The following is a 20,555-nucleotide window of genomic DNA, read 5'->3' as shown; positions in this document are numbered from 1 at the left end:
GCTTTTCTGACATGGACCGGACATGAATCAATCCAACCTGCAATTCAAAACCCTGCTGTTACTGCTGGTCCTGGTGACCATCGCCTTTATCTGGATATTGCTGCCGTTCTACGGCGCAGTGTTCTGGGCGATCATCCTCGGCATCATCTTCGCCCCGATGCAGCGCCGCCTGCAGCAGCGCTTCGGCTGGAACCGCAACCTGACGTCCCTGACCACCTTGGCGGTGTGCCTGGTGATCGCGATTTTGCCGGTGATCATCACCAGTGCCTTGCTGGTGCAAGAGGGCGCCACGCTGTACAAAAACGTCGAGAGCGGCAAGCTCGACGTGGCCGGCTATATCGAGCAGTTCAAGAACTTTTTGCCGCCGTACTTCCAGCACCTGCTCGACCGCTTCGGCATGGGCAACCTTGAAGGGCTGCGGGAGAAGATCGTCAAGAGTGCGATGCAGGGCAGCCAGTTCTTTGCGTCCCAGGCATTCAGCTTTGGCCAGGGCACGTTTGATTTCCTGGTGAGCTTTTTCATCATGCTGTACTTGCTGTTTTTCCTGCTGCGCGACGGCCCTGATCTGGTGCGCAAGGTGCGCACGGCAGTGCCGTTGGCCGAACCGCAGAAGCGCCGCCTGCAGCTCAAGTTCAATCGGGTGGTGCGCGCGACGGTCAAGGGCAACGTGTTGGTGGCCGTGACCCAGGGCGCGCTGGGTGGCCTGATCTTCTGGTTCCTGGACATTCCCAGCGCGTTGCTCTGGGCGGTGCTGATGGCGTTTCTGTCACTGCTGCCGGCAGTCGGTGCCGGGATTGTCTGGGGCCCGGTGGCCGTGTACTTCCTGCTGAGTGGTTCGATCTGGCAGGGCGTGGTGCTGGGCTTGTTTGGCGTGTTTGTGATCGGCTTGGTGGACAACGTGCTGCGCCCGATCCTGGTGGGCAAGGACACGCGGATGCCGGATTACCTGATCTTGATCTCGACCCTTGGCGGCCTGTCGGTATTTGGCCTGAACGGCTTTGTGATCGGCCCGCTGGTGGCGGCGCTGTTCATGTCGACCTGGGCGCTGTTTGTCGAAAGCAAGCCGCGGGTCAAGCTGCCCTTGCCTTGAGTTTCAGGCGTGGAGCCTGAAGCTCGACGCCTGTCGCAGTTGCTGTTCGGCGGCGGACAACGAGGTGAGCGGGCCGCTGATGGCCTCGCCATCGCGTACCAGGTACCAGCAGGCGAGCAACCCCAGTTCCCGCAGAGGGGCGGGGACGGCGCTGCCGATAACGGACATGATTTGAACAGTGGGCATAAGAACCTCCAATCGCTATGGAGGTCACCTTACGGTGCCGGGAGCCGTAGGAAAAATCACCTGGCTCGATAGTCGACATCGACGTGAGGCGTCAGTCCACTACCTGATCGAGCATGTTCACCACTTCCTGCTCACTGAGCAGACCCTTGTGCACCAGGTTTTCAGCCAGCAGCGCGAGGAACTTGGCGCTGCGATGGCCCTCCAGGTGCTTGAGCTCGGTGAGGGCGCTATAGACCTTGCTGGACGTGCACAGGCCAGCGGTGCGATGGGGGTTTTGCGTGGGCATGGTCAGCCGTCCTTGTTGTTATTGAGTGGACAGGATCGATAGTGAGAGTGTGTCGTGACACAAACATGACAGCGCGAGGCCCCATCAAGCAAGTAGACATTGGCCTCAATCATGTGCGATTTCACCCGCGTCATTGTCCTCAGAGCGACCTTGGCCGCATAAATTCGGACGTTGCACGCAAAAAAAAGGCCCCGCGTATAAGCGAGGCCTGTTTCAGACAGGACGATTGGCCATTACCAGCCGCGGCCGTAATAGCCGTGGGGAGGGCCGTAGTAACCACGCGGTGGACCGTAGTAGACCGGTGCCGGGCGGTAGTAAACCTGCTGTTGCACATACACCGGTGGTGGCGGTGCGTAATAGACGGGCGGTGGGGCGGCGTACACCGGCTGAGGTTGCACATATACCGGTTGCTGCACATAGACTTCGCGGGGCTGGCTGGCAACCACGGAGCCTACGACGGCTGCGCCGACTAACGCACCCAAGACAGCCGGGCCACCCCATCCACCACCGTGGGCGGAGGCTTGGCCGGCCATAGCGAGTGCACCGATAAGCAAGGCGATCTTGGGGATTTTACGAATCATGGTCATTCCTCGGTTAGCCCCTGCGCTTGTGGTCTGCAATCAATAGACTCAAGTAATGTCGCGGGGATACTTTTAAGACAACGTATTTCTGAAAAACAGCACGGCCGCTAGGTAAAGGTTGTGTAAGGTCTGTACCGATTTGCTTACTCAAAGGAGTTTTCCATGCAGATGCACCCCAACAAGGACACCCAACTGTGCATGTCACTGTCGGCGCGTCCCGGGAATTTTGGCCTGCGATTCCATAACCATCTGTACGAACAGCTGGGTCTGAACTTCTACTATAAAGCTTTCAGCAGCCAGGATTTGCCCGGCGCGATAGGTGGTATTCGCGCGTTGGGCATACGTGGTTGCGGGGTTTCCATGCCGTTCAAGGAAGCCGCCATTGCCTTGGTGGACGAACTCGACGATTCGGTTCAAGCCATCGACTCTTTGAACACCATCGTCAACACCGACGGCCATCTCAAGGCCTACAACACTGACTACATCGCCATTGAACAACTGCTGAAAAAGCATGCGGTGCCGAAAGCATCGACCTTCGCCCTGCGCGGCAGCGGCGGTATGGCCAAGGCCGTTGCCAGTGCCTTGCGCGACGGCGGTTATGCCAATGGCGTGATCGTGGCGCGCAACGCTGCAGCCGGCCAGGCATTGGCCCGCAACCTTGGGTACGAATGGCAAGCCGACCTGGGTGACCTGCGCCCCCAGATGCTGATCAACGTGACGCCGATCGGCATGACCGGCGGGGCCGAGGCGGATGCGCTGGCGTTCGCGGCGCAAGCGGTGGATGCCGCGCAAACGCTGTTCGATGTAGTGGCGATCCCCGCCGAAACGCCGCTGATCGTGCGCGGTCGGGCGCAAGGCAAGCAAGTGATCACGGGCTTGGAAGTCATCGCCATTCAGGCGTTGGAGCAGTTTGTGCTCTACACCGGCGTGCGGCCTACGCAGGAGCAGTTTGAGGCGGCCGTAGCCTTCGCCCGAAGCTGAAAGCTGGCGCCGAGCCAAGTGTGGGATCGGGATTGCTCGCGAATGCGGAGTATCCGTTAAGCATTCATTGACCGACACACCGCCTTCGCGGGCAAGCCCGCTCCCACAGGGGGATCCTGGTGTGGCTCGGGTATGCGGGTGTATGGAGATCAAATGTGGGAGCTGGCTTGCCTGCGAAAGCGGTGCATCAGCCACCAAATGCATCAACTGACACACCGCCGCCTTCGCGAGCAATCCCGCGTATTCACATTCTAGATGGGTTCAGCCCTGTTCGAGCTGGGCCAGACGCTCTTCCAGTGCTGCAATTCGTGCTTCCAGCTCTTCTATTCGCTCTGCAGAAACCCCCGTACTGCGCTCCACCGGATTCCCGCGGGCCGCGATGATCGCTTCAATATCCGCAGGATCTCCCAGCGCATGGGTATAGCGGTCTTCCCGCTGCCCTGCCTGACGTGGCACCAATACCGCCAGCCCGCGCGCAATCAGGCGTTCGAGCTGATGCACGACCTGCTCGGCATCTTCAAAGTCATGCATGCGCCCGCTGCGCGTCAGCAGTTCGTTGACCGTCTGCGGCCCGCGCAAAAACAACAGCCCGGTGAGGATCACCTGGGCGGGCACCAGTTCCAGCGCCTTGTCCACGCGATGCTCCCAGCGATCGGCGCGGCTGCCCATCACCAGGCGGGTGAAGCCCTGACCCTCGAGCACCCGCAGGCTCTGGCCGACCTGGCCCTGGCTGAGGTTCATTACCGGCTCGCGGCTGGTCTTCTGGTTGCAGGCCAGCACCAGCGCATTGAGGGTCAGGGGGTAGGTTTCCGGGTTGGTCGCCTGTTTTTCGATCAGGCAGCCCAGGACGCGGATTTCCGTGCTGTTCAGGCGCGGCTCAGGGGTGTCGGTGTCGTGCTCGGCGGTCATCGCGCTTTCCCTATGCAGTGAGCGCTCTAGCCTAATCCTGAAAAAATAAAAGACAAGCCGCGCGCGCGGCTGGCGTGTCTATAATCGCCGCTGGTTCAAACCGTGCCATTACCCATGAGACTGCCATGACTATTTCCCTGTACGCCGCTTCCGTCCCGGTCTTCAAGCAAATGCTCACCGCCCTGAGCGATGTGCTGAACAAAGCCGAAGCCCACGCCACCGCCAAGAACATCGAGCCCAACGCCTTGCTGCAGGCACGTCTGTTCCCGGACATGTTCCAGCTGGTGCGCCAGGTGCAGATCGCCGTCGACTTCGCCAAGGGCGTTTCCGCGCGCCTGGCCGAGATCGAAGTGCCTAAATACGAAGATTCCGAAGTGACCTTCGCCGACCTGCAGGCGCTGATCGCCAAGGTCCTGGCTTTTGTCGACAGCATCAAGCCCGAGCAAATCGACGGCAAGGAAGGCATCGAAATCATCACCCGTCCAGGCACGCCGAAAGAGAAGCGCTTCAGCGGCCAGTCCTACCTGCTGACCTACGGCCTGCCGCAGTTCTTCTTCCACGTCACCACCGCCTACGCCTTGCTGCGTCACAACGGTGTGGAAGTGGGCAAGCGCGACTACATGGGCGCGTTCTAAGTCGTAACGCCGCAAAGCCCGGTCGATGCCTGCAGGCGTCGCCGGGCTTTTTCATGGGCTACACCGACACACTCTGTTAAGATTCAGCATCCTTTTTTCATCCTATCTGCCAGCGAACCTTCGGGTTGTCGTTGGTGTTGCTGTTTCTGGAGTTTTTGATGCTGTTTCCCATCCTGCTGCTGTCGGCCGCCGGCTTTACCGTGCTGACCACAGAATTTGTCATCGTCGGCCTGCTGCCGTCCATCGCCCGGGACCTGAATGTCAGCGTGTCCCAGGCCGGGCTGCTGGTGACCCTGTTCGCGTTTACCGTGGCGGCATTCGGCCCGTTTCTGACCGCCTACTTCGCGCGTTTCCCACGCAAGCGCCTGTTTATCAGCATCCTGATCCTGTTCGGCGTCGCCAACACCGTGGCCGCGCTGGCGCCGAACATCTGGGTGATGGCATTGGCGCGCTTGATCCCGGCCTTGGGCCTGCCGGTGTTCTGGGCGCTGGCCAGTGAAACGGCAGTGGATATCGTCGGCCCCGAATACGCCGGGCGCGCCATCGAGAAAATCGGCTTTGGCATCGTCTGCGCCACGGTGTTCGGCATTCCGGTGGGTACGCTGATTTCGGATATGTTCGGCTGGCGCACCGCCTTTGCCATCCTTGCCGTGGTCGCGCTGGCCAAGGCCGTGCTGCTGTTTATCTACCTGCCGGTGACGCAGCCGAAGAACGACCAGGTGACGTTGCGCTCGCAGTTCAAGATCCTGCGCAACCCGCTGATGCAGGGCCATATCCTGCTGTCGATCCTGGTGTTCAGTGGCATGTTCACCGCCTACACCTACCTGGCCGACATCCTTGAGCGCCTGGCCGGCTTCGACGGCACCCTGGTGGGTTGGTGCCTGATGGGCTTTGGCGCGGTCGGGTTGCTCGGCAACTCACTGGGCGGGCGTGCGGTGGATCGGCACCCACTGATTGCCTCCATGGTGTTCTGCGGCTTCATGATCGCGGGCATGGTTGCGCTGGTGCCGGCAATTCACTCCACCGTTGGCCTGGCCGCGGCGATGGCCGTGTGGGGTGTGACCCAGGCTGCGATGTTCCTGGTCAGCCACGTGCGGCTGATGAAGGCCGCGCCCCATGCGCCGGCGTTTGCGGCGTCGCTGAATATCGCCGGGGCCAACCTCGGGATCGGCCTGGGGGCGATGGTCGGCGGGCACGTGATCGACACCCTTGGCCTGGGCAGCCTGGGCTTCGCGGCTTCCGGCTTTATCCTGGTGTCGATCCTGCTGGCGTTGTGGCTGATGACCGCCAAGCCGGCAGCGACCTGCAGCTGACTCAGGTGGGCGCGGGCAGGGCGGTAAACAGCTCGCGCCGCGCCCCTTCGGTGATTGCCACGATGCCGGGGTGCTTGACCTTGCGCTCCACCGAGATCGCATAGAAGGACTCGGTGACCGCGTCGGTCTGGCCCATCAACACCACGCCGTACTGGCGCACCACCTCATCGGCGATCACGCTGGGCGCGATGAAGATCCCGCTGCCGGATTGGCCAAAGGCCTGCATCAAGGCGCTGTCATCGAACTCGCCGATGATCTTCGGCTGAATCTGCTGTTCGGCAAACCAGCGTTGCAAACGGCTGCGCACCACGGTTTCCGCACCCGGAATCAACAGCGGCGCACCGTGCAGGCACTGTGGGAAGTCTCCCGCATACCGGTCAGCCAACGCCCGGGTGGCGAAAAAGCTGATGCCACATTCCCCCAGTCTCTGGCTGTAGCCTTTAATGTCCAGGTGCGTAGGCATAGGGCTGTCGGAGATCACCAGGTCCAAGCGCTGGATCGCCAGATCGGCCAATAACCGTTCGAGTTTGTCTTCACGGCAGGTGATGCGGATCGGCTCGCTCAATTCCATGGTCGGCGCAATCAAGCGATAGACGATGGACTTGGGCACCACATCCGCCACCCCGACCCGGAACAGGATCTGCTGCTCATTCGGTTGCGCGCGCAGCATCGCCTCCAATTCATTGCCGGTCTGGAACATCTGTTCGGCATAGGGCAGGGCGCGGCGCCCGGCTTCGGTCAGCTCCAGCTGGCGGCCGACCCGCTGAAACAGCGCGATGCCGAAGGTCTGTTCGAGCAGGCTGATCTGCCCGCTGATGGTCTGGGGTGTGAGGTTCAGTTGCTCGCAAGCGCGCACGATGCTGCCGGTCTTGGCCACGACCCAGAAATAATGCAATTGGCGATAATTGAGCATGCTGTGCGTCACTTCGTAAAAATCGAAGTATACGCGAGAAAAATACGAATTTTCCTGAACTGTTCGCCTGCATAGAATGCCTCGCTATCGAGGGGCCAGTATTTGGACCCAATGGTTCTAACGAGGAATACATCATGAAACTCAATTCCCTGGGCGCGGCGTCGGTGCTTGCGCTTTCATTGGTGATGATCAGTGGTTGCGATCAAGTCGAAAAAAGCGCGCAGCAAGTGATCGGCAAAGCCACCGAGTCGGCCAAGCAGGCCATCGATGACACGCACAAGGCCGCCGAGCAGGCATTGAGTGAAGCAACCCAAGGCTTGATCAGTCCTGAAAAGCAGGAAGACGAGCAAGAAGAATCGAACAGTAACAAAGAAGCCTAATTTCCCAGCACAACGTCAGGACTGACCTATGGACTACCTTTTACAACTGGCCGCCAGCCCCACCGCCTGGGTCGCCCTGGCGACCTTGATCGTGATGGAAATCGTGCTGGGTATCGATAACCTGATCTTCATCTCGATCCTCACCAACAAATTGCCGGAAAAGCATCGTGCCAAGGCGCGTCGCATCGGCATCAGCATGGCGTTGGTGTTGCGCCTGGGCCTGTTGAGCACCATCGCGTTTATCGTGCAGTTGACCACGCCGGTGTTCGAAGTCCTCGGCCAGGCATTTTCGTGGAAGGACATGATCCTGATCGCCGGTGGCCTGTTCCTGGTGTGGAAGGCCACTACCGAGATCCACCACAGCATGGACCCTGAGCCGGAAGAAAAGGAAACCACCGGTAATGTCGTGTCCATCGGTTTTGCCGCGGCGATCGGCCAGATCCTGATGCTCGACCTGGTGTTCTCCATCGACAGCATCATTACGGCCGTGGGCATGACCGAGCACCTGCCGATCATGATCATTGCCGTGGTGACCTCGGTGATCGTGATGCTGGTGGCGGCCGAGCCGCTGGCCAAGTTCATCAACGACAACCCGACCGTGGTGATGCTGGCCCTGGGCTTCCTGATCATGATCGGCATGACCCTGATCGCCGAAGGCTTCGGTGCCCATGTGCCTAAAGGCTATGTGTATGCAGCCATGGCGTTCTCGGCCGTGATCGAGTGCCTGAACATCGCCCGACGCAACCGCCACAAGCGTTTGCTCGCTGCCCGCCAGTAATCGCTGAAACAAATCGGCCGGCTGTGCTCACCAGAGCCCAGCCGGCCTTTTGCTGTCTGCTAGAATCCGCCCACTTGATAGATTGAGGTCCACCATGAACGAGCCGATTCGCCTTACCCAGTACAGCCACGGCGCCGGGTGTGGCTGCAAGATTTCGCCGCAGGTGCTGGAAGTGATCCTCGCCGGCAGCGGCGCGCAGAACCTCGACCCCAACCTGTGGGTGGGCAACGCCTCCCGCGACGATGCGGCGGTGTATGCCATCGACGACGAGCGCGGCGTAGTGTCCACCACCGACTTTTTCATGCCGATTGTCGATGACCCCTTCGACTTCGGCCGGATCGCCGCGACCAACGCGATCAGCGACATCTACGCCATGGGCGGCGATCCGTTGATGGCTATCGCGATTCTTGGGTGGCCAGTGAATGTGCTGGCGCCGGAGATCGCTCGCGAAGTGATCCGTGGCGGTCGCTCGGTGTGCGACGAAGCCGGGATTCCGCTGGCGGGTGGGCACTCCATCGACGCACCTGAGCCGATCTTCGGCCTGGCCGTGACCGGCCTCGTGCAAAAACGCCACATGAAGCGCAATGACACTGCCACCGTCGGCTGCCGCCTGTACCTGACCAAGCCGCTGGGCATCGGCATCCTCACCACTGCCGAAAAGAAGGGCAAGTTGCGCGAGGCGGATATCGGCCTGGCCCGTGACTGGATGTGCACGCTGAACAAGCCGGGCAGCCGCTTCGGCAAGTTGGCGGGAGTGACCGCCATGACCGATGTCACCGGTTTCGGCCTGTTGGGCCACTTGGTGGAAATGGCTGACGGCAGCGGCGTAACGGCGCGCGTCGAATACGCCAAAGTCCCACGCCTGCCGGGGATCGAGGACTACCTGGACCAGGGCTGCATGCCTGGCGGCACCTTGCGTAACTTCGACAGCTACTCAAGCAAGATCGGACGCTTGCAGGAGTTGCACAAGCGCGTGCTGTGCGACCCGCAGACCAGCGGCGGCCTGCTGATCGCGGTAACCCCGGAAGGTGACGCGCAATTCCACACCGTGGCCACCGAACTCGGCCTGAGCCTTGAGCCGATCGGTACACTGGTTGAGCGACAGACCCACGCGGTAGAGGTGTTTTGATGGCGACTGACATCACCGACTACCGCGACATCTTCCTCAACGACCGGCCGATGATGGACACCCGCGCGCCGGTTGAATTCGTCAAGGGTGCCTTTCCCGGCGTGATCAACCTGCCGCTGATGACCGATGACGAGCGCCAGCGCGTCGGCACCTGCTACAAGCAGCAGGGCCAGCAAGCCGCCATCGTGCTGGGGCATGAGCTGGTATCGGGCGCGATCAAGGCCGAGCGCATCGAGCACTGGGCGCGGTTTGCCCAGGCCAATCCTGACGGCTACCTGTATTGCTTTCGTGGCGGGCTGCGCTCGCAGATCGTGCAGCAATGGCTGAAAACCGACGCTGGCATCGATTACCCGCGCGTCGGCGGTGGCTACAAGGCCATGCGCACCTTTCTGCTGGAGACCCTTGACCAGGCGGCGGCCCAGTGTGATTTCGTGTTGCTCGGCGGCATGACCGGCACCGGCAAGACCGAAGTCCTCGGCCAATTACGCAATGCACTGGACCTGGAAGGCCACGCCAACCACCGGGGCTCGAGCTTCGGCAAGCGGGCCACGGCGCAACCGTCCAACATTGACTTCGAAAACCGCCTGGCAGTCGACCTGCTGAAAAAACGTGCGGCGGGCATCGAGCAATTTGTCGTCGAGGACGAAAGCCGCATGATCGGCAGTTGCGCGCTGCCATTACCGTTGCACAAGGGCATGCAGACCTTTGCGATGGTGTGGCTGGAGGACAGCGTCGAAGGCCGCGTCGAGCGGATCCTGCGCGATTATGTCGTCGACCTGTGCGCGGAATTTATCGCGGTGTTTGGCGAGCAGGGCCAGGCATTGTTTGCCGAGCGCCTGACGCAGAGCCTGGCCAATATCCACAAGCGCCTGGGCGGTGAGCGTTCCCAGCGTTTGCAGGTGATCATGCAAGAGGCGCTGGCGGAACAGGCGCGCAGTGGCGCCGTGGAGTTGCACAGAGTGTGGATCGAGTGTTTGCTGCGCGAGTATTACGACCCGATGTACGCCTTCCAGCGCGAAAGCAAAGGCGCGCGGATCGAGTTTGCGGGGGAGCAGGGCGCGGTGCTGGAGTATCTGCGCGAACGGGTTGCCAGACGCGCATAAGGGCGGGTAGAAGCCTGTTCGCGAGCAAGCTTGCACCCACATTTGACCGGGTTCCTCCAGGGTAACCACCGTCAAATGTAGGCGCGGGCCTGCTCGCGCTTCATTCAGACGCTAAAGAATCACCGCTCCAATCAAGCCGCATACCACCCCCACGAGCATGGTCAGCCCAGCCACCGTCACCAGCACTCGCGCGTCGAAATCCTTGCGCAGCATCAACAGCGACGGCAGGCTCACGCTCGGCAAGGTCATCAGCAGGGCCACGGCTGGGCCGGTGCCCATGCCCAGGGTCATCATGGTTTGGACGATGGGAATCTCGGCAGCGGTGGGAATCACGAACAGCGTGCCGACAATCGCCAGCGGCACCAGCCACACCAGGCTGTTGGCCATGGCGCCGTCCACATGCGGGAACAGCCACACTCGCGCCGCACCCAGCACCAGCACCGCGAGGATATACACCGGGATGGTGCTCCAGAACAGCTGCCACAGGGTGCGCAGCCAGCGCCCGAGGAAAGGCTGCGCATCCGCCTGGCTGACGTCGGCGACTGCCTCCAGTGCCGCTTCCGGCACCTGGTCCGGCCGTGCGATGCGTTGTGCTACCAGCGACACACCGACCACCAGCACAATGCCCGCCACCAGCCGCAAGGCGGTAAAGCCCCAGCCGAGTACAAAGCCCATGAACACCAGCGTCGCCGGGTTGAGTACCGGGTTGGCGATCCAGAACGCCAGCGCCGCGCCCACCGACACCTGCTGGCGGCGCATGCCCGCCGCGACCGGTGCCGCGCAGCAACTGCACATCATCCCCGGCAAGGCGAACAGCCCGCCGCGCAGGGTCGATCCGAGGCCGGCGCGGCCAAACAGGCGCAGCAACCAGTCGCGGGGGATCAGCACCTGCAGCAGCGAGCCGAGGATCACCGCCAATACGGCGGCTTTCCAGATTGCCAGGAAATACACTTGGGCATACGCCAGCGCTGCCGCCAGCGGCGAGCTTTGCTGGTCATTGAGGATCGAGGCGCCGATGTTGTGGTTATCCGCGGCCACAAACGCCTTGAGGTAGTAGGGCGACCACTTCACGTAGTAGAGGCCGACACAGGCGACCAGCAGGAACAGCGCTGGTTTCCACCAGAAAGACCAACCCCGGGAGGGCTGGGGGGAGGTGAGGTTGGGCATGGGGATGATCCGCAGATGAGTCAATAGCGGCGCATCATACGCTCTCAGCTATCGGCTCTCACCTGCGTGGGGAGCGGGCAGGTCTCTTCGCCGTTGTCCAGGCCCTGTTTATAGTTGCGGCTCAGCAGCGAGGCCTTGCCGTTGTGCCAGGTCAATGTCAGCACGTACAGCGAGTCGTAGTCGCTGCCCGACCAGTCGTCGGTGATGGTGTGTTTTTCGCCCGAGGCCTCGCTGGCCACTTTGTTGATCAACTCCGGCAGGTAGCCGTGGGACCAGGCGGTATAGATGATCGAGTTGTGATACTTGTCCTCGACCAGCTCATCGGCAAGGGCGCTGGTGTCATTCGCCGAAAACTTGATGTTGACCGGCAGGCCCAGCTTGATGGCGCTGGGGCTGATGGTCATCAGCGGCCGAATGTAGCTGTAGGAGTTGTCCAGCTCGCCTTCCTCGACATTGCGCGTCGGGTTGGCCGCGAACACGAAATTGGCCTTGCCGAATTTTTCCGGCAATACCGTGGCCAGGTTCATCGCCCGGTTGAGGCCCTGGCAATTGAGTTGCCCGAGGCCACCGGCGGGTTTCTCTCCGTGGCGCAGGAATACCAGGGTTTGCACGCCGTCGACCTGTTCGGCGCTGCTGATGCGCGATTCCAGGGTCAGGCCGATGGCGCCGCCGACCAGCAGCAGCGGCAACATGATGTAGGAGTAGCGTTTGAGGCGCAGCGCAAGGCACAGAGGCTTGATGGTCATGAGTGTCGAGTCTTCGGTGCTTCGGATTAAGGCGGACAAGCCCGGCCCCAGTGACGCATCCGGCGTCCTGCGGTGTTCCTTGTCGATAAAGCGAGGTGCCTCCATTCACCGTAAGAGCGCACTTAAGAGTGTGCCTGGGCCTATTGGTTCGCCCATGCGGGATATTAGCCAGCGGATGTTGCGCATTGATGACCCATGCAGGACAGGTGACAGCTGGCTATCATGGAGGCTTTGCGCACAGGGACTTCCCGATGAACTCAATCGCCGCCTTCCCGATCAACAGTAAATGGCCTGCACAGCATCCGGACCGCCTGCAACTGTACTCGCTGCCCACGCCCAACGGGGTAAAAGTCTCGATCATGCTCGAAGAGCTGGGGCTGCCCTATGAGGCACACAAGGTCAGCTTCGAGACCCAGGACCAACTGTCGGCGGAATTTCTCTCGCTGAACCCCAACAACAAGATCCCCGCGATCATTGACCCGAACGGCCCCAGCGGGCAGCCGCTGGCCCTGTTCGAGTCCGGCGCGATCCTGATTTACCTGGCGGAAAAAACCAGCCAGTTGCTGTCTGAAGACCCGGCGACACGTTACGAAACCATTCAGTGGCTGATGTTTCAGATGGCCGGTATCGGCCCGATGTTCGGCCAGGTGGGCTTTTTCAACAAGTTCGCCGGCAAGGCCTACGAAGACAAGCGTCCCCGTGACCGCTACGCCGCCGAATCCCGGCGTTTGCTCGATGTCCTGGAAAAGCGCCTGTTGGGCCGCACGTGGATCATGGGCGATGAGTACAGCATTGCCGACATCGCGACCTTTCCGTGGATCCGCAACCTGATCGGCTTCTACGAATCCGGCGACCTGGTGGGCATTGCCGACTTCCCTAACGTACTGCGCGCGCTGGACGGCTTTGTTGCCCGGCCGGCGGTCATCCGTGGCCTGAACATACCGAGCTGACCCATGCCGACTTTCGATTTCAAGCAGCTGGATGTGTTCAGCAACGTCGCGCTCAAGGGCAACCCGCTGGCCGTGGTACTCGGTGCCGACAGCCTCAGCGATGCGCAAATGGCGGATTTCGCCCGTTGGACCAATCTCAGTGAAACCACGTTTTTGCTGACGCCCCGCGATCCACGGGCGGACTACCGGGTGCGCATTTTCACCACCTTGCAGGAACTGCCTTTCGCCGGCCATCCGACCCTGGGCAGTTGCCATGCGTGGCTGCAGGCCGGGGGCGTACCCCACGGCGAGGAGATCATCCAGGAGTGCGAGATCGGCCTGGTACGCATCCGGCGCCAGGGCGATGAGCTGGCGTTCATCGCGCCGCCGCTGTTGCGTTCAGGTCCAGTCGACGCGCCGTTGCTGGAGCGTGTGCGCCTGGGTTTGGGCCTGGTACCGGGGGCTATCGTGCGCAGCCAGTGGGTCGATAACGGCGCGGGGTGGCTCGCGGTGATGTTGGCTGACCGCCAGCAAGTCCTGGCAGTGCAGCCGGACTTTTCGCAACTGCTGGGGTTGGCCGTGGGTGTGATCGCTCCCTGCAACCCCGCGCATGATGACGTCGACGCGCAGTTTGAGGTGCGTGCCTTTGTCGCAGGCGACGGCGCCCAGGAAGATCCGGCCACCGGCAGCCTGAACGCCGGCGTTGCCCAATGGCTGCTCGGCGAGGGGTTGGCGCCTGAGCGGTATGTGGTCAGCCAGGGCACGGCCATTGGGCGTGCGGGGCGCATTCACGTCGAGCGCCAGGGCGATGAAATCTGGATCGGTGGCGCCGTCGCGGTGTGCATCACGGGGCGTCTACAGCTCTAGATCAATAAATTATTACGCCCCACGCAATACACTGTTGGGCCCTTGGCATTTGTGTTGCCTGGGCCTGCGGGCATAAGCTTTCGCCCCATTGTTTTCTGCCTCTACTGTTTTACACCCAGTCAGGACCGCCATGACCAGCCAGTTCCCCCAAGCCCGCCCACGCCGCCTGCGCCGCTCCCCGGAGCTGCGTGGCTTGTTCCAGGAAACCGAGTTCACCCTCAACGACCTGGTGTTGCCGATTTTCGTCGAAGAAGAAATCGACGACTTCGTGCCGATCACCAGCATGCCGGGTGTACAGCGTATCCCTGAGAAGAAACTGGCCGGCGAGATCGAGCGCTACGCCCGTGCCGGCATCAAGTCGGTGATGACCTTTGGCGTGTCCCACCACCTCGACGCCAGCGGCAGCGACACCTGGAAGGAACGCGGCCTGGTCTCGCGCATGTCTTCGATCATCAAGGACGCCGTGCCGGAAATGGTGGTGATGTCCGACACCTGCTTCTGCGAATACACCGACCACGGCCACTGCGGCGTGATGCACGGCGCGCATGTCGACAACGACGCGACCCTGGTCAACCTCGGCAAACAAGCCGTCGCTGCCGCCCGCGCGGGCGCTGATGTGATCGCCCCGTCGGCAGCGATGGACGGCCAGGTCCAGGCCATCCGCCGCGCCTTGGACGACGCCGGCTTCACGCATATCCCGATCATGGCCTACTCGACCAAATTCGCCTCGGCCCTCTACGGCCCCTTCCGCGAAGCCGGCGGCAGCGCGCTCAAGGGCGACCGCAAAAGCTACCAGATGAACCCGATGAACCGCCGCGAAGCCGTGCGCGAATCACTGCTGGATGAACAGGAAGGTGCAGACGCCCTGATGGTCAAGCCGGCCGGAGCCTACCTCGACATCATCCGCGACATCCGCGAGGCGTCGCGCCTGCCGGTGGCGGCCTATCAAGTGAGCGGCGAGTACGCGATGATCAAGTTCGGCGCCCAGGCGGGCGCGATCGATGAGGATCGGGTCGTACGTGAGACGTTGGGGTCGATCAAGCGTGCGGGGGCGGACCTTATCTTCACCTACTTCGCGATGGATTTGGCGTTGGCTGGGATCTAAGGGCAGTGCAAACCCTGTGGGGGCAAACGCTCGTCACAGGGTTTGGGTTGTCAGGGAGAGTGGCGGTGTTACCACGTTGACTGGTCTTCGAGGCTGGCTTTTTCGAGGTCGTCTTTCCAGACCTTATTGGCTAAACGGTAGATATCGGCGAAGAAGCCTCTAGGGTCGGCGATTTCTGTTTCGTCCCAAGCCATAGTTATGTACTCGTCGTAATCGCTTTCGAATTCTTTCGAGAAGTCAAAGTCGGGGTTGTCCAATGCATCTCTGAGTTCAGACATCAATACGAAGCGATGTCTATATGACAGATACATGAGGTCCTTCAGAATAAAAGAAATTATGATTGTTTCTCGGTCTTTCTCGTTGTTAGGGTCGTACTTCCATAGTTCTTTGCCAGCTGTCTCCTCAAGATCGTATATCGATAGAGCTCCCAATATATGAGAGATATTAGGAGTGTAAGGAGTATTCATGAATGGGCATTTCAGCATTGTCTACTCACTTAGGGAATGCAGTGAATGGCCGAGTTGGATTGTTTCTGTCAAATCTGACCTCCGCTCTGTCCATGTTTTCAATGTACTTAGGATCGTTTACGTCCCTGCGGTTAGGTTTGTAGCCTCGCCCGGCTCCCGGTAGCTCGACTATAACCACGGGGTTACCTCTTCCATCAAGACCTGTAGGAAATGGTGGGTCGCTTTGCATCCTACCCATGGCTTTATTTATAGCGTGGAGCTGCATTCCCCAGGTTTTAAATTGGGAGCTGGAATTAATAGTTCCTCTCGCCCCAGTGGTCGGATTTGTTCCATCAATAGATCTTTGCTTTAAAGCGTTGTCTGGTATCTCTGGGCCATGCTTTTCAACCGAGTGCATATCGTATTTCTGCTCCCAATCCAGTACTTTTTGTTTTGCATTTGCCTCTGCCAGTTCATCTATTCTCGTCTGTCGTTGAGTGTGCGCCAGTTGAGGTAGAGCGGGCGCGCCTTCATTAACGCTCGGCTTCAAAAAAATAGGAGGAGCGTTAGGCTTGCATTCGTCTCCACCTGGACATGAGCTTAACCCTAACGGATCAACCCATCCCGTAGGATTGGGCACGTACAGGTACGCATTGATCCCTCCCGCCAGCTTCACCGGATCCGGCGTCAGGTAGCGGCCAACATCCGGATTGTAGTAGCGATGGCGGTTGTAGTGCAGCCCGCTTTCCTGATCGAAGTACTGACCCTGAAAACGTAGCGGGTTGTCGACTTTTCCGGCGTCGAGGCGGCTGATTTCTCCATAGGCACGGTAATGGGCGGACCAGACGATTTCGCCGTCGGGGGCGGTGAGTTCCTGTGGGGTGCCCAGGTGGTCGAGTTGGTAGTGATAGGGGGTGGTGGCTTTTGGGCCGAAACCTTCCAGCAGTGCCAGTGGACGGAAACTGTCGGGTTCGTAGAGATAGCTGCGATGACGATCCGCGTGATGCTCAGCAATCAGCTTGTCGCCTTGCCAGAAAAACTCCGTGGTTATTTCATCAACGGTTTTGCTGATCCGCCGCCCAAACGGGTCGTAGCGGTAGCTCGCGGTTTGGCCGTTGGGTTGGGTGATTCCGATGAGGCGGTGCTGGCAGTCGTAGCGGTATTCGGTGATCAGCGCGTGCGCACGGCCACGTCGTTCGCGAATCAAGTTACCGAAGGCGTCATAGTCGTAATGGCGGTCGCCCTGGATCATCAGCCGGTTACCCGCGACGATGTCCGGCCCTGGGCGGTCTTGCATCAGCAGGTTGCTGGCCGGGTCGTGGCCGAAGCGTTCTTGCACATCCTGCGAGTGGTCGGCACGGGTCAGGCGGGCGAGGGGGGCGTAGTGGTAGTGGTGTTCGCCTTTGCGGGTGTCGAGCAGGCGGGTGAGGTTGCCGGATTTGTCGTAGTCGTATTGGCGTTGGTAAATCGCGCCTTCGACGTCGCTTATACCGTGAGCGAACAGACGTCCTTGAGCGTTGTATTGGTAACTGCTGAGTAACTTGCCTTGGCCTCGTTGGTGTTCGCGGCCTGCATCGAAAAGGTGAGTGGTGAGCGTCTGGTCATTTAACTCGACCTTCGCCAGTTGCCCACCCTTATCGTGTTTGAACACCACGCGATTGTTGTCGGGTAGACGCAAGTGTTGCAGCTGCCCACAGGCGTCATAGCCGTAGCGCAAGGTGCCCCAGCCCTGGTGTTCGGCGGTGAGGCGGTTTTGTGGGTCGTATTCGTAGGCGAGTGCCCAGTGGCCATCGTCGACGCTAAGGAGGTTGCCTTGGCGGTCGTAGGCATAATCGACGACGCTGGCATCGGGAAGTACTTTTCTTACGAGACGGCCAGCGTGGTCTCGCTCATAACGGGTAACCAGCTGACTGCCATCGTCGCCGTACTCAGTTTTTTCCTGCAGTTTGCCGTTGAGGTCGTAGGCATAAGCCGTCCGTTGGCCGTCGAAGCCGACTTCCTGCTGGATCAGGCCATTGAGGTGATAGTCGAGTGTGTAGGTCTCGCCTACCTCGTTTTCGATCTCGGTGAGCAATAACCGCACGTTGTCGTAGCGGTAGTTGACCTGGCTGCCATCGGCATTGATGCGCCGGCTGATCAGGTGCAAGCCATCGGCGTATTCGTAGCGGGTGACATGCCCCAGCTCATCACGCTCGGAGGTGATCTTTCCGTAGGGGTTGTAGCTGTATTCCCGCGCCGCACCACCTGGCAACACGACACGAGTTAGCCGCCCGACGCTGTCCCACTGATACTCGGTCAGCGCCCCATGCGCATCCTCACGCGCCACCTGCCGCCCGAGGTCGTCATAGCGGTAGCGCTTGACCCCGCCATTTGGCAGTTGTTCTTCCAGCAACTGACCACGCTCATTCCACACCAGCCGATGGCAGCTGTTGTCGGGAAACCAGACCCCGGTCAGTTGTCCCTGCTTGTCGTAGCTGTAGTCCGTTACATTGCCGTCGGGATCGGTCTTACGAACGATATCGCCCTGGTCATTACGCTCATATTTCCAGGCAGCCTCACCACGCCTTACCACCCGTACGAACCCATTGTCATGCTCGTAGGACGTCGGCTCATCGTCTCCCGGAAACACCGCCACCAAGCGTCCGGCTTCGTCGTACTGATACGCCGTCACCGCGCCCAGCGGATCCTGCTCGACCGTCAACCGGCCTTTGTCGTCGTAGGATCTGAAATGCTCGGCACCATCCGGATCAATGCGCTGCACCAGTCGCGCACGCTGGTCGTGCACGTAGACTTCCTGGCTACCATCAGCGTTAAACACCGTGACCTGCCCGTGGTCATCCCAGGCATAACGCGTGTCCATCTGCGAAAAGCTTGCCCAGTGGCGGACACAGCGCGCGGCCTTGCCAGCCCGCTCCCACGCCCAAAAGAAACTCGCGCCACCGGCCAACTGCCGCTCAAGAATGACGTGCTGATCGTCGTACCGATAAACCTCGCGTTCGCCGACGGCATTGGTCGCCGAGACCAGTCGGCCAGCGTCGTCGTAGGCGTAGGAAACAACGTTGTGCTCAGTCATCCACTCGAAAGGGCCATGGCCCTTGGCGCGCTGGACCTGGTAGTCCACCGCCACGATGCGACCCAACTCATAACGCAGGAACAGCGAACGCCCGACACCGTTATCCAGCCGCTCAATGCGCCCCAAAAGATCCCGGGCAATGCGCAGACGGTTGTCATACGCATCGCTGATCGCGGTCAGTATGCCGTCACGAAAGTGGTAGAAGCGCGACGCCTGCGCCAACACCAGTTCGTCCGGCGAAGCGCCTAAATAGATTGCCGCTTCGGCCAGGCTATTGGTGATTGCAGGTCGAGCAACAGTCGGCATCGGAAACGAAGTAATGCGATTCTCATGGTCCGTCCACACGACGCAATCGCCCGAGACCGCAAGCCGATGCGCCAGCGAATGACTCCAGCCAAACCCCAACCCGCCATCCACTTCGACCGCGCTGGTGCGGTACAAGCGGCTCCACTCAAACGGCAAGACTCCATCCAACGTGCCATCGGTGAGAGTGAGCAATTCCTCGCCCGTGACCATCGAGACCGGGCAGCCATTAGTGGCGGTCTTATCCGCAGGCGCCGCCGAGTCCCCGTTTGGATTCTTGCCAGCAGCAGGCACATCGTCGACATGCTCCTGCCGAACCAACGTCGTCCGCTGCGTCTTGCCGCGAACCGCCGGCACCGGGTTGGAAATCAGCTGATCCCCGGCCTTCAATGGCACATCCGGAATCACCGTGATCGGCGTCGCTGCGCTCCTCAGCAACAACGGTTTGGCCGCCTCGACATGGCCCTGCACACGAGATTTCCCAAATTGCCTGGCCACCTGTTTGAACCACTGGCGCGCACGACGAGACTTGATGCCGTCCAGGACCTTGGCGCTCATGCCGATCGCCACGCCCATCGCACCGGTGGCGAGGGCCAGCAGCAGGTTGATCAGCACTTCGGCGCTGATTTCCCCGAGCAATTCATTCATGTACGGCGGCGGCATCATCCGCATCCAACTGACCAATACCGACAAGTAAATGAACAGCAGCGGCTCATCGCTGAGCACCAAAATGCCTTTTGCGAGGATTTCGGCGCTGAGGTTCAGGAGCTTTTCGAGTTCGGCGCGGGACAGGTAATGCAGCAGCTTCTCGGCATTGGCAAGCGGGTCCATAAGCCACTGAAGCAGCTGCTTGAGGGAATCCCAGAGTTCATACAGCGCATTGCCAAATCCCCGGGCGTAGGCTCGGTGCAGCATCAGGTAGCGCTTGAGGAAATTGGCCTCGGAGTAGTCCGCCCACAGCGGTGCAAACGTGGCGTCCCACTCGCTGCGCAGCCAGCCCTCCAGCGGCCCGATGACCGACTGATAGGAGGCATACAGCGCCTTGAAATGCTCTTGGGAGACGTTGGGGTAGAAACTGATGCGGTACTGCTGGTTACGATCGCACTCGGTAACTTCCAGAATGCCGCTGGGCCCGATGGTTTTATGGATGGGCGCCCCCAGCGGGCCGCCGTGTGGGTCGATACGCTGCAACATCACGGGCGTATTGCCGATGGGCACGAACCTCGAACTCTGGAACATGTGCACCAGGGTCAATGTGCCGTTGGCCTGGCACGCGGCGACGGTACTGCTGGGAAGGATCGAGCGGTTGATCGGCGTGACAAGCGCCACCTCACGGCCGACCTTGAATACCTGCTCGACATCCAGCGCCGAAGAGCTGAGGACGCTTTGCGCCAAGGTTTCGTAGGAATTGAGGCAGCGCCTGAAGTCGCTGAGCACGGCTTCGACGTCACGCGTCTTGGCATCCATGGCCGTCAGCAGCAGGAGGCCGATGGTTTGGCTGGTGGCGTTGATCAAGGCGCACCCACCAAAACGGCGGGGCTATCGAAAAAAAACATCTGCAATCCCTCGCACTGTGTGATCAGGCGAGGGACTTTGCAGCGGTTTTTAAGTGATATCTGTAGTGCTTATCCGGCA

General features: G+C 60.5%; 20 protein-coding genes. 11 read left to right on the top strand and 9 right to left on the bottom strand.

The annotated features are described in order from the left end of the window. The first annotated feature begins 22 nt into the window (after positions 1-22). Positions 23-1,090 (top strand): AI-2E family transporter, encoded by a 1,068-nt coding sequence (locus BBG20_RS22135; RefSeq protein WP_065907130.1) that lies wholly within the window; start codon positions 23-25, stop codon positions 1,088-1,090. A 3-nt stretch (positions 1,091-1,093) separates the two neighbouring features. On the opposite strand, the gene BBG20_RS22130 is transcribed toward BBG20_RS22135, so the two are convergent. The 3 genes from BBG20_RS22130 to BBG20_RS22120 all read right to left on the bottom strand — a co-directional run bounded on the left by BBG20_RS22130 (position 1,094) and on the right by BBG20_RS22120 (position 2,149). Further along, on the bottom strand, positions 1,094-1,276 hold the full coding sequence (locus BBG20_RS22130) for a hypothetical protein (RefSeq protein WP_065907128.1): 183 nt from the start codon (positions 1,274-1,276) through the stop codon (positions 1,094-1,096). 91 nt (positions 1,277-1,367) lie between these two features. Further along, complete coding sequence (locus BBG20_RS22125; protein WP_065907127.1) at positions 1,368-1,562, bottom strand: hypothetical protein; 195 nt, start codon at positions 1,560-1,562, stop codon at positions 1,368-1,370. Between the two features lie 233 nt (positions 1,563-1,795). Then, positions 1,796-2,149, bottom strand: a complete 354-nt coding sequence (locus tag BBG20_RS22120; protein WP_065907126.1) for a hypothetical protein — start codon at positions 2,147-2,149, stop codon at positions 1,796-1,798. 156 nt (positions 2,150-2,305) lie between these two features. Between BBG20_RS22120 and BBG20_RS22115 the strand changes: the two genes are divergently transcribed. Continuing rightward, positions 2,306-3,124, top strand: a complete 819-nt coding sequence (locus tag BBG20_RS22115) for a shikimate 5-dehydrogenase (RefSeq protein WP_065907125.1) — start codon at positions 2,306-2,308, stop codon at positions 3,122-3,124. A 261-nt stretch (positions 3,125-3,385) separates the two neighbouring features. On the opposite strand, the gene BBG20_RS22110 is transcribed toward BBG20_RS22115, so the two are convergent. After that, on the bottom strand, positions 3,386-4,033 hold the full coding sequence (locus tag BBG20_RS22110) for a YceH family protein (protein WP_065907123.1): 648 nt from the start codon (positions 4,031-4,033) through the stop codon (positions 3,386-3,388). Between the two features lie 125 nt (positions 4,034-4,158). Between BBG20_RS22110 and BBG20_RS22105 the strand changes: the two genes are divergently transcribed. Both BBG20_RS22105 and BBG20_RS22100 read left to right on the top strand, forming a co-directional pair. Beyond that, a complete protein-coding gene (locus BBG20_RS22105; RefSeq protein ID WP_065907120.1) occupies positions 4,159-4,668 on the top strand; it encodes a DUF1993 domain-containing protein in 510 nt (169 codons plus the stop codon). Positions 4,669-4,826: 158 nt separating this feature from the next. Then, on the top strand, positions 4,827-5,981 hold the full coding sequence (locus BBG20_RS22100) for an MFS transporter (protein WP_065907119.1): 1,155 nt from the start codon (positions 4,827-4,829) through the stop codon (positions 5,979-5,981). A gap of 1 nt (position 5,982) precedes the next feature. On the opposite strand, the gene nhaR is transcribed toward BBG20_RS22100, so the two are convergent. Beyond that, positions 5,983-6,894 carry a transcriptional activator NhaR gene (gene nhaR, locus BBG20_RS22095; protein ID WP_065907114.1) on the bottom strand — a complete coding sequence of 304 codons (912 nt, stop codon included), beginning with the start codon at positions 6,892-6,894 and terminating at the stop codon, positions 5,983-5,985. A 134-nt stretch (positions 6,895-7,028) separates the two neighbouring features. Here nhaR and BBG20_RS22090 point away from each other — a divergent pair, with 134 nt between their 5' ends. The 4 genes from BBG20_RS22090 (at position 7,029) to mnmH (ending at position 10,284) form a co-directional block, all read left to right on the top strand. Continuing rightward, positions 7,029-7,274 (top strand): hypothetical protein, encoded by a 246-nt coding sequence (locus BBG20_RS22090; RefSeq protein ID WP_065907113.1) that lies wholly within the window; start codon positions 7,029-7,031, stop codon positions 7,272-7,274. A gap of 28 nt (positions 7,275-7,302) precedes the next feature. Then, positions 7,303-8,052 carry a TerC family protein gene (locus BBG20_RS22085; RefSeq protein ID WP_065907112.1) on the top strand — a complete coding sequence of 250 codons (750 nt, stop codon included), beginning with the start codon at positions 7,303-7,305 and terminating at the stop codon, positions 8,050-8,052. A gap of 94 nt (positions 8,053-8,146) precedes the next feature. Then, positions 8,147-9,181: a selenide, water dikinase SelD gene (gene selD / locus BBG20_RS22080; protein WP_065907111.1), complete on the top strand. Its 1,035-nt coding sequence runs from the start codon at positions 8,147-8,149 to the stop codon at positions 9,179-9,181. After that, a complete protein-coding gene (gene mnmH, locus BBG20_RS22075; protein ID WP_065907109.1) occupies positions 9,181-10,284 on the top strand; it encodes a tRNA 2-selenouridine(34) synthase MnmH in 1,104 nt (367 codons plus the stop codon). The genes selD and mnmH overlap by 1 nt, the downstream gene beginning before the upstream one ends. Positions 10,285-10,395: 111 nt before the next feature. On the opposite strand, the gene BBG20_RS22070 is transcribed toward mnmH, so the two are convergent. Then, positions 10,396-11,451 carry a permease gene (locus BBG20_RS22070; protein ID WP_065907107.1) on the bottom strand — a complete coding sequence of 352 codons (1,056 nt, stop codon included), beginning with the start codon at positions 11,449-11,451 and terminating at the stop codon, positions 10,396-10,398. A gap of 44 nt (positions 11,452-11,495) precedes the next feature. After that, positions 11,496-12,197, bottom strand: a complete 702-nt coding sequence (locus BBG20_RS22065; RefSeq protein ID WP_065907105.1) for a histidine phosphatase family protein — start codon at positions 12,195-12,197, stop codon at positions 11,496-11,498. A 251-nt stretch (positions 12,198-12,448) separates the two neighbouring features. Between BBG20_RS22065 and BBG20_RS22060 the strand changes: the two genes are divergently transcribed. The 3 genes from BBG20_RS22060 (at position 12,449) to hemB (ending at position 15,098) form a co-directional block, all read left to right on the top strand. Beyond that, on the top strand, positions 12,449-13,147 hold the full coding sequence (locus tag BBG20_RS22060; RefSeq protein ID WP_065907103.1) for a glutathione S-transferase N-terminal domain-containing protein: 699 nt from the start codon (positions 12,449-12,451) through the stop codon (positions 13,145-13,147). Positions 13,148-13,150: 3 nt separating this feature from the next. After that, positions 13,151-13,993, top strand: coding sequence for a PhzF family phenazine biosynthesis protein (locus tag BBG20_RS22055; protein ID WP_065907102.1), 843 nt, complete (start codon positions 13,151-13,153; stop codon positions 13,991-13,993). Between the two features lie 130 nt (positions 13,994-14,123). Beyond that, positions 14,124-15,098: a porphobilinogen synthase gene (hemB, locus tag BBG20_RS22050; RefSeq protein WP_065907100.1), complete on the top strand. Its 975-nt coding sequence runs from the start codon at positions 14,124-14,126 to the stop codon at positions 15,096-15,098. A 68-nt stretch (positions 15,099-15,166) separates the two neighbouring features. Here hemB and BBG20_RS22045 read toward each other — a convergent pair whose 3' ends face one another. Both BBG20_RS22045 and BBG20_RS22040 read right to left on the bottom strand, forming a co-directional pair. Further along, entirely contained in the window at positions 15,167-15,583 is a 417-nt protein-coding gene (locus tag BBG20_RS22045; protein ID WP_065907098.1) for a hypothetical protein, read from the bottom strand. A 7-nt stretch (positions 15,584-15,590) separates the two neighbouring features. Beyond that, positions 15,591-20,387 (bottom strand): RHS repeat-associated core domain-containing protein, encoded by a 4,797-nt coding sequence (locus BBG20_RS22040; RefSeq protein ID WP_065907302.1) that lies wholly within the window; start codon positions 20,385-20,387, stop codon positions 15,591-15,593. Positions 20,388-20,555: the final 168 nt, after the last annotated feature.

The sequence above is a fragment of the Pseudomonas aylmerensis genome, from assembly GCF_001702265.1.
GTDB lineage: Bacteria > Pseudomonadota > Gammaproteobacteria > Pseudomonadales > Pseudomonadaceae > Aquipseudomonas > Aquipseudomonas aylmerensis.
The sequence above is the reverse complement of the archived record's forward strand: the minus strand, read 5'-3'. Positions and strand labels throughout refer to the sequence as shown.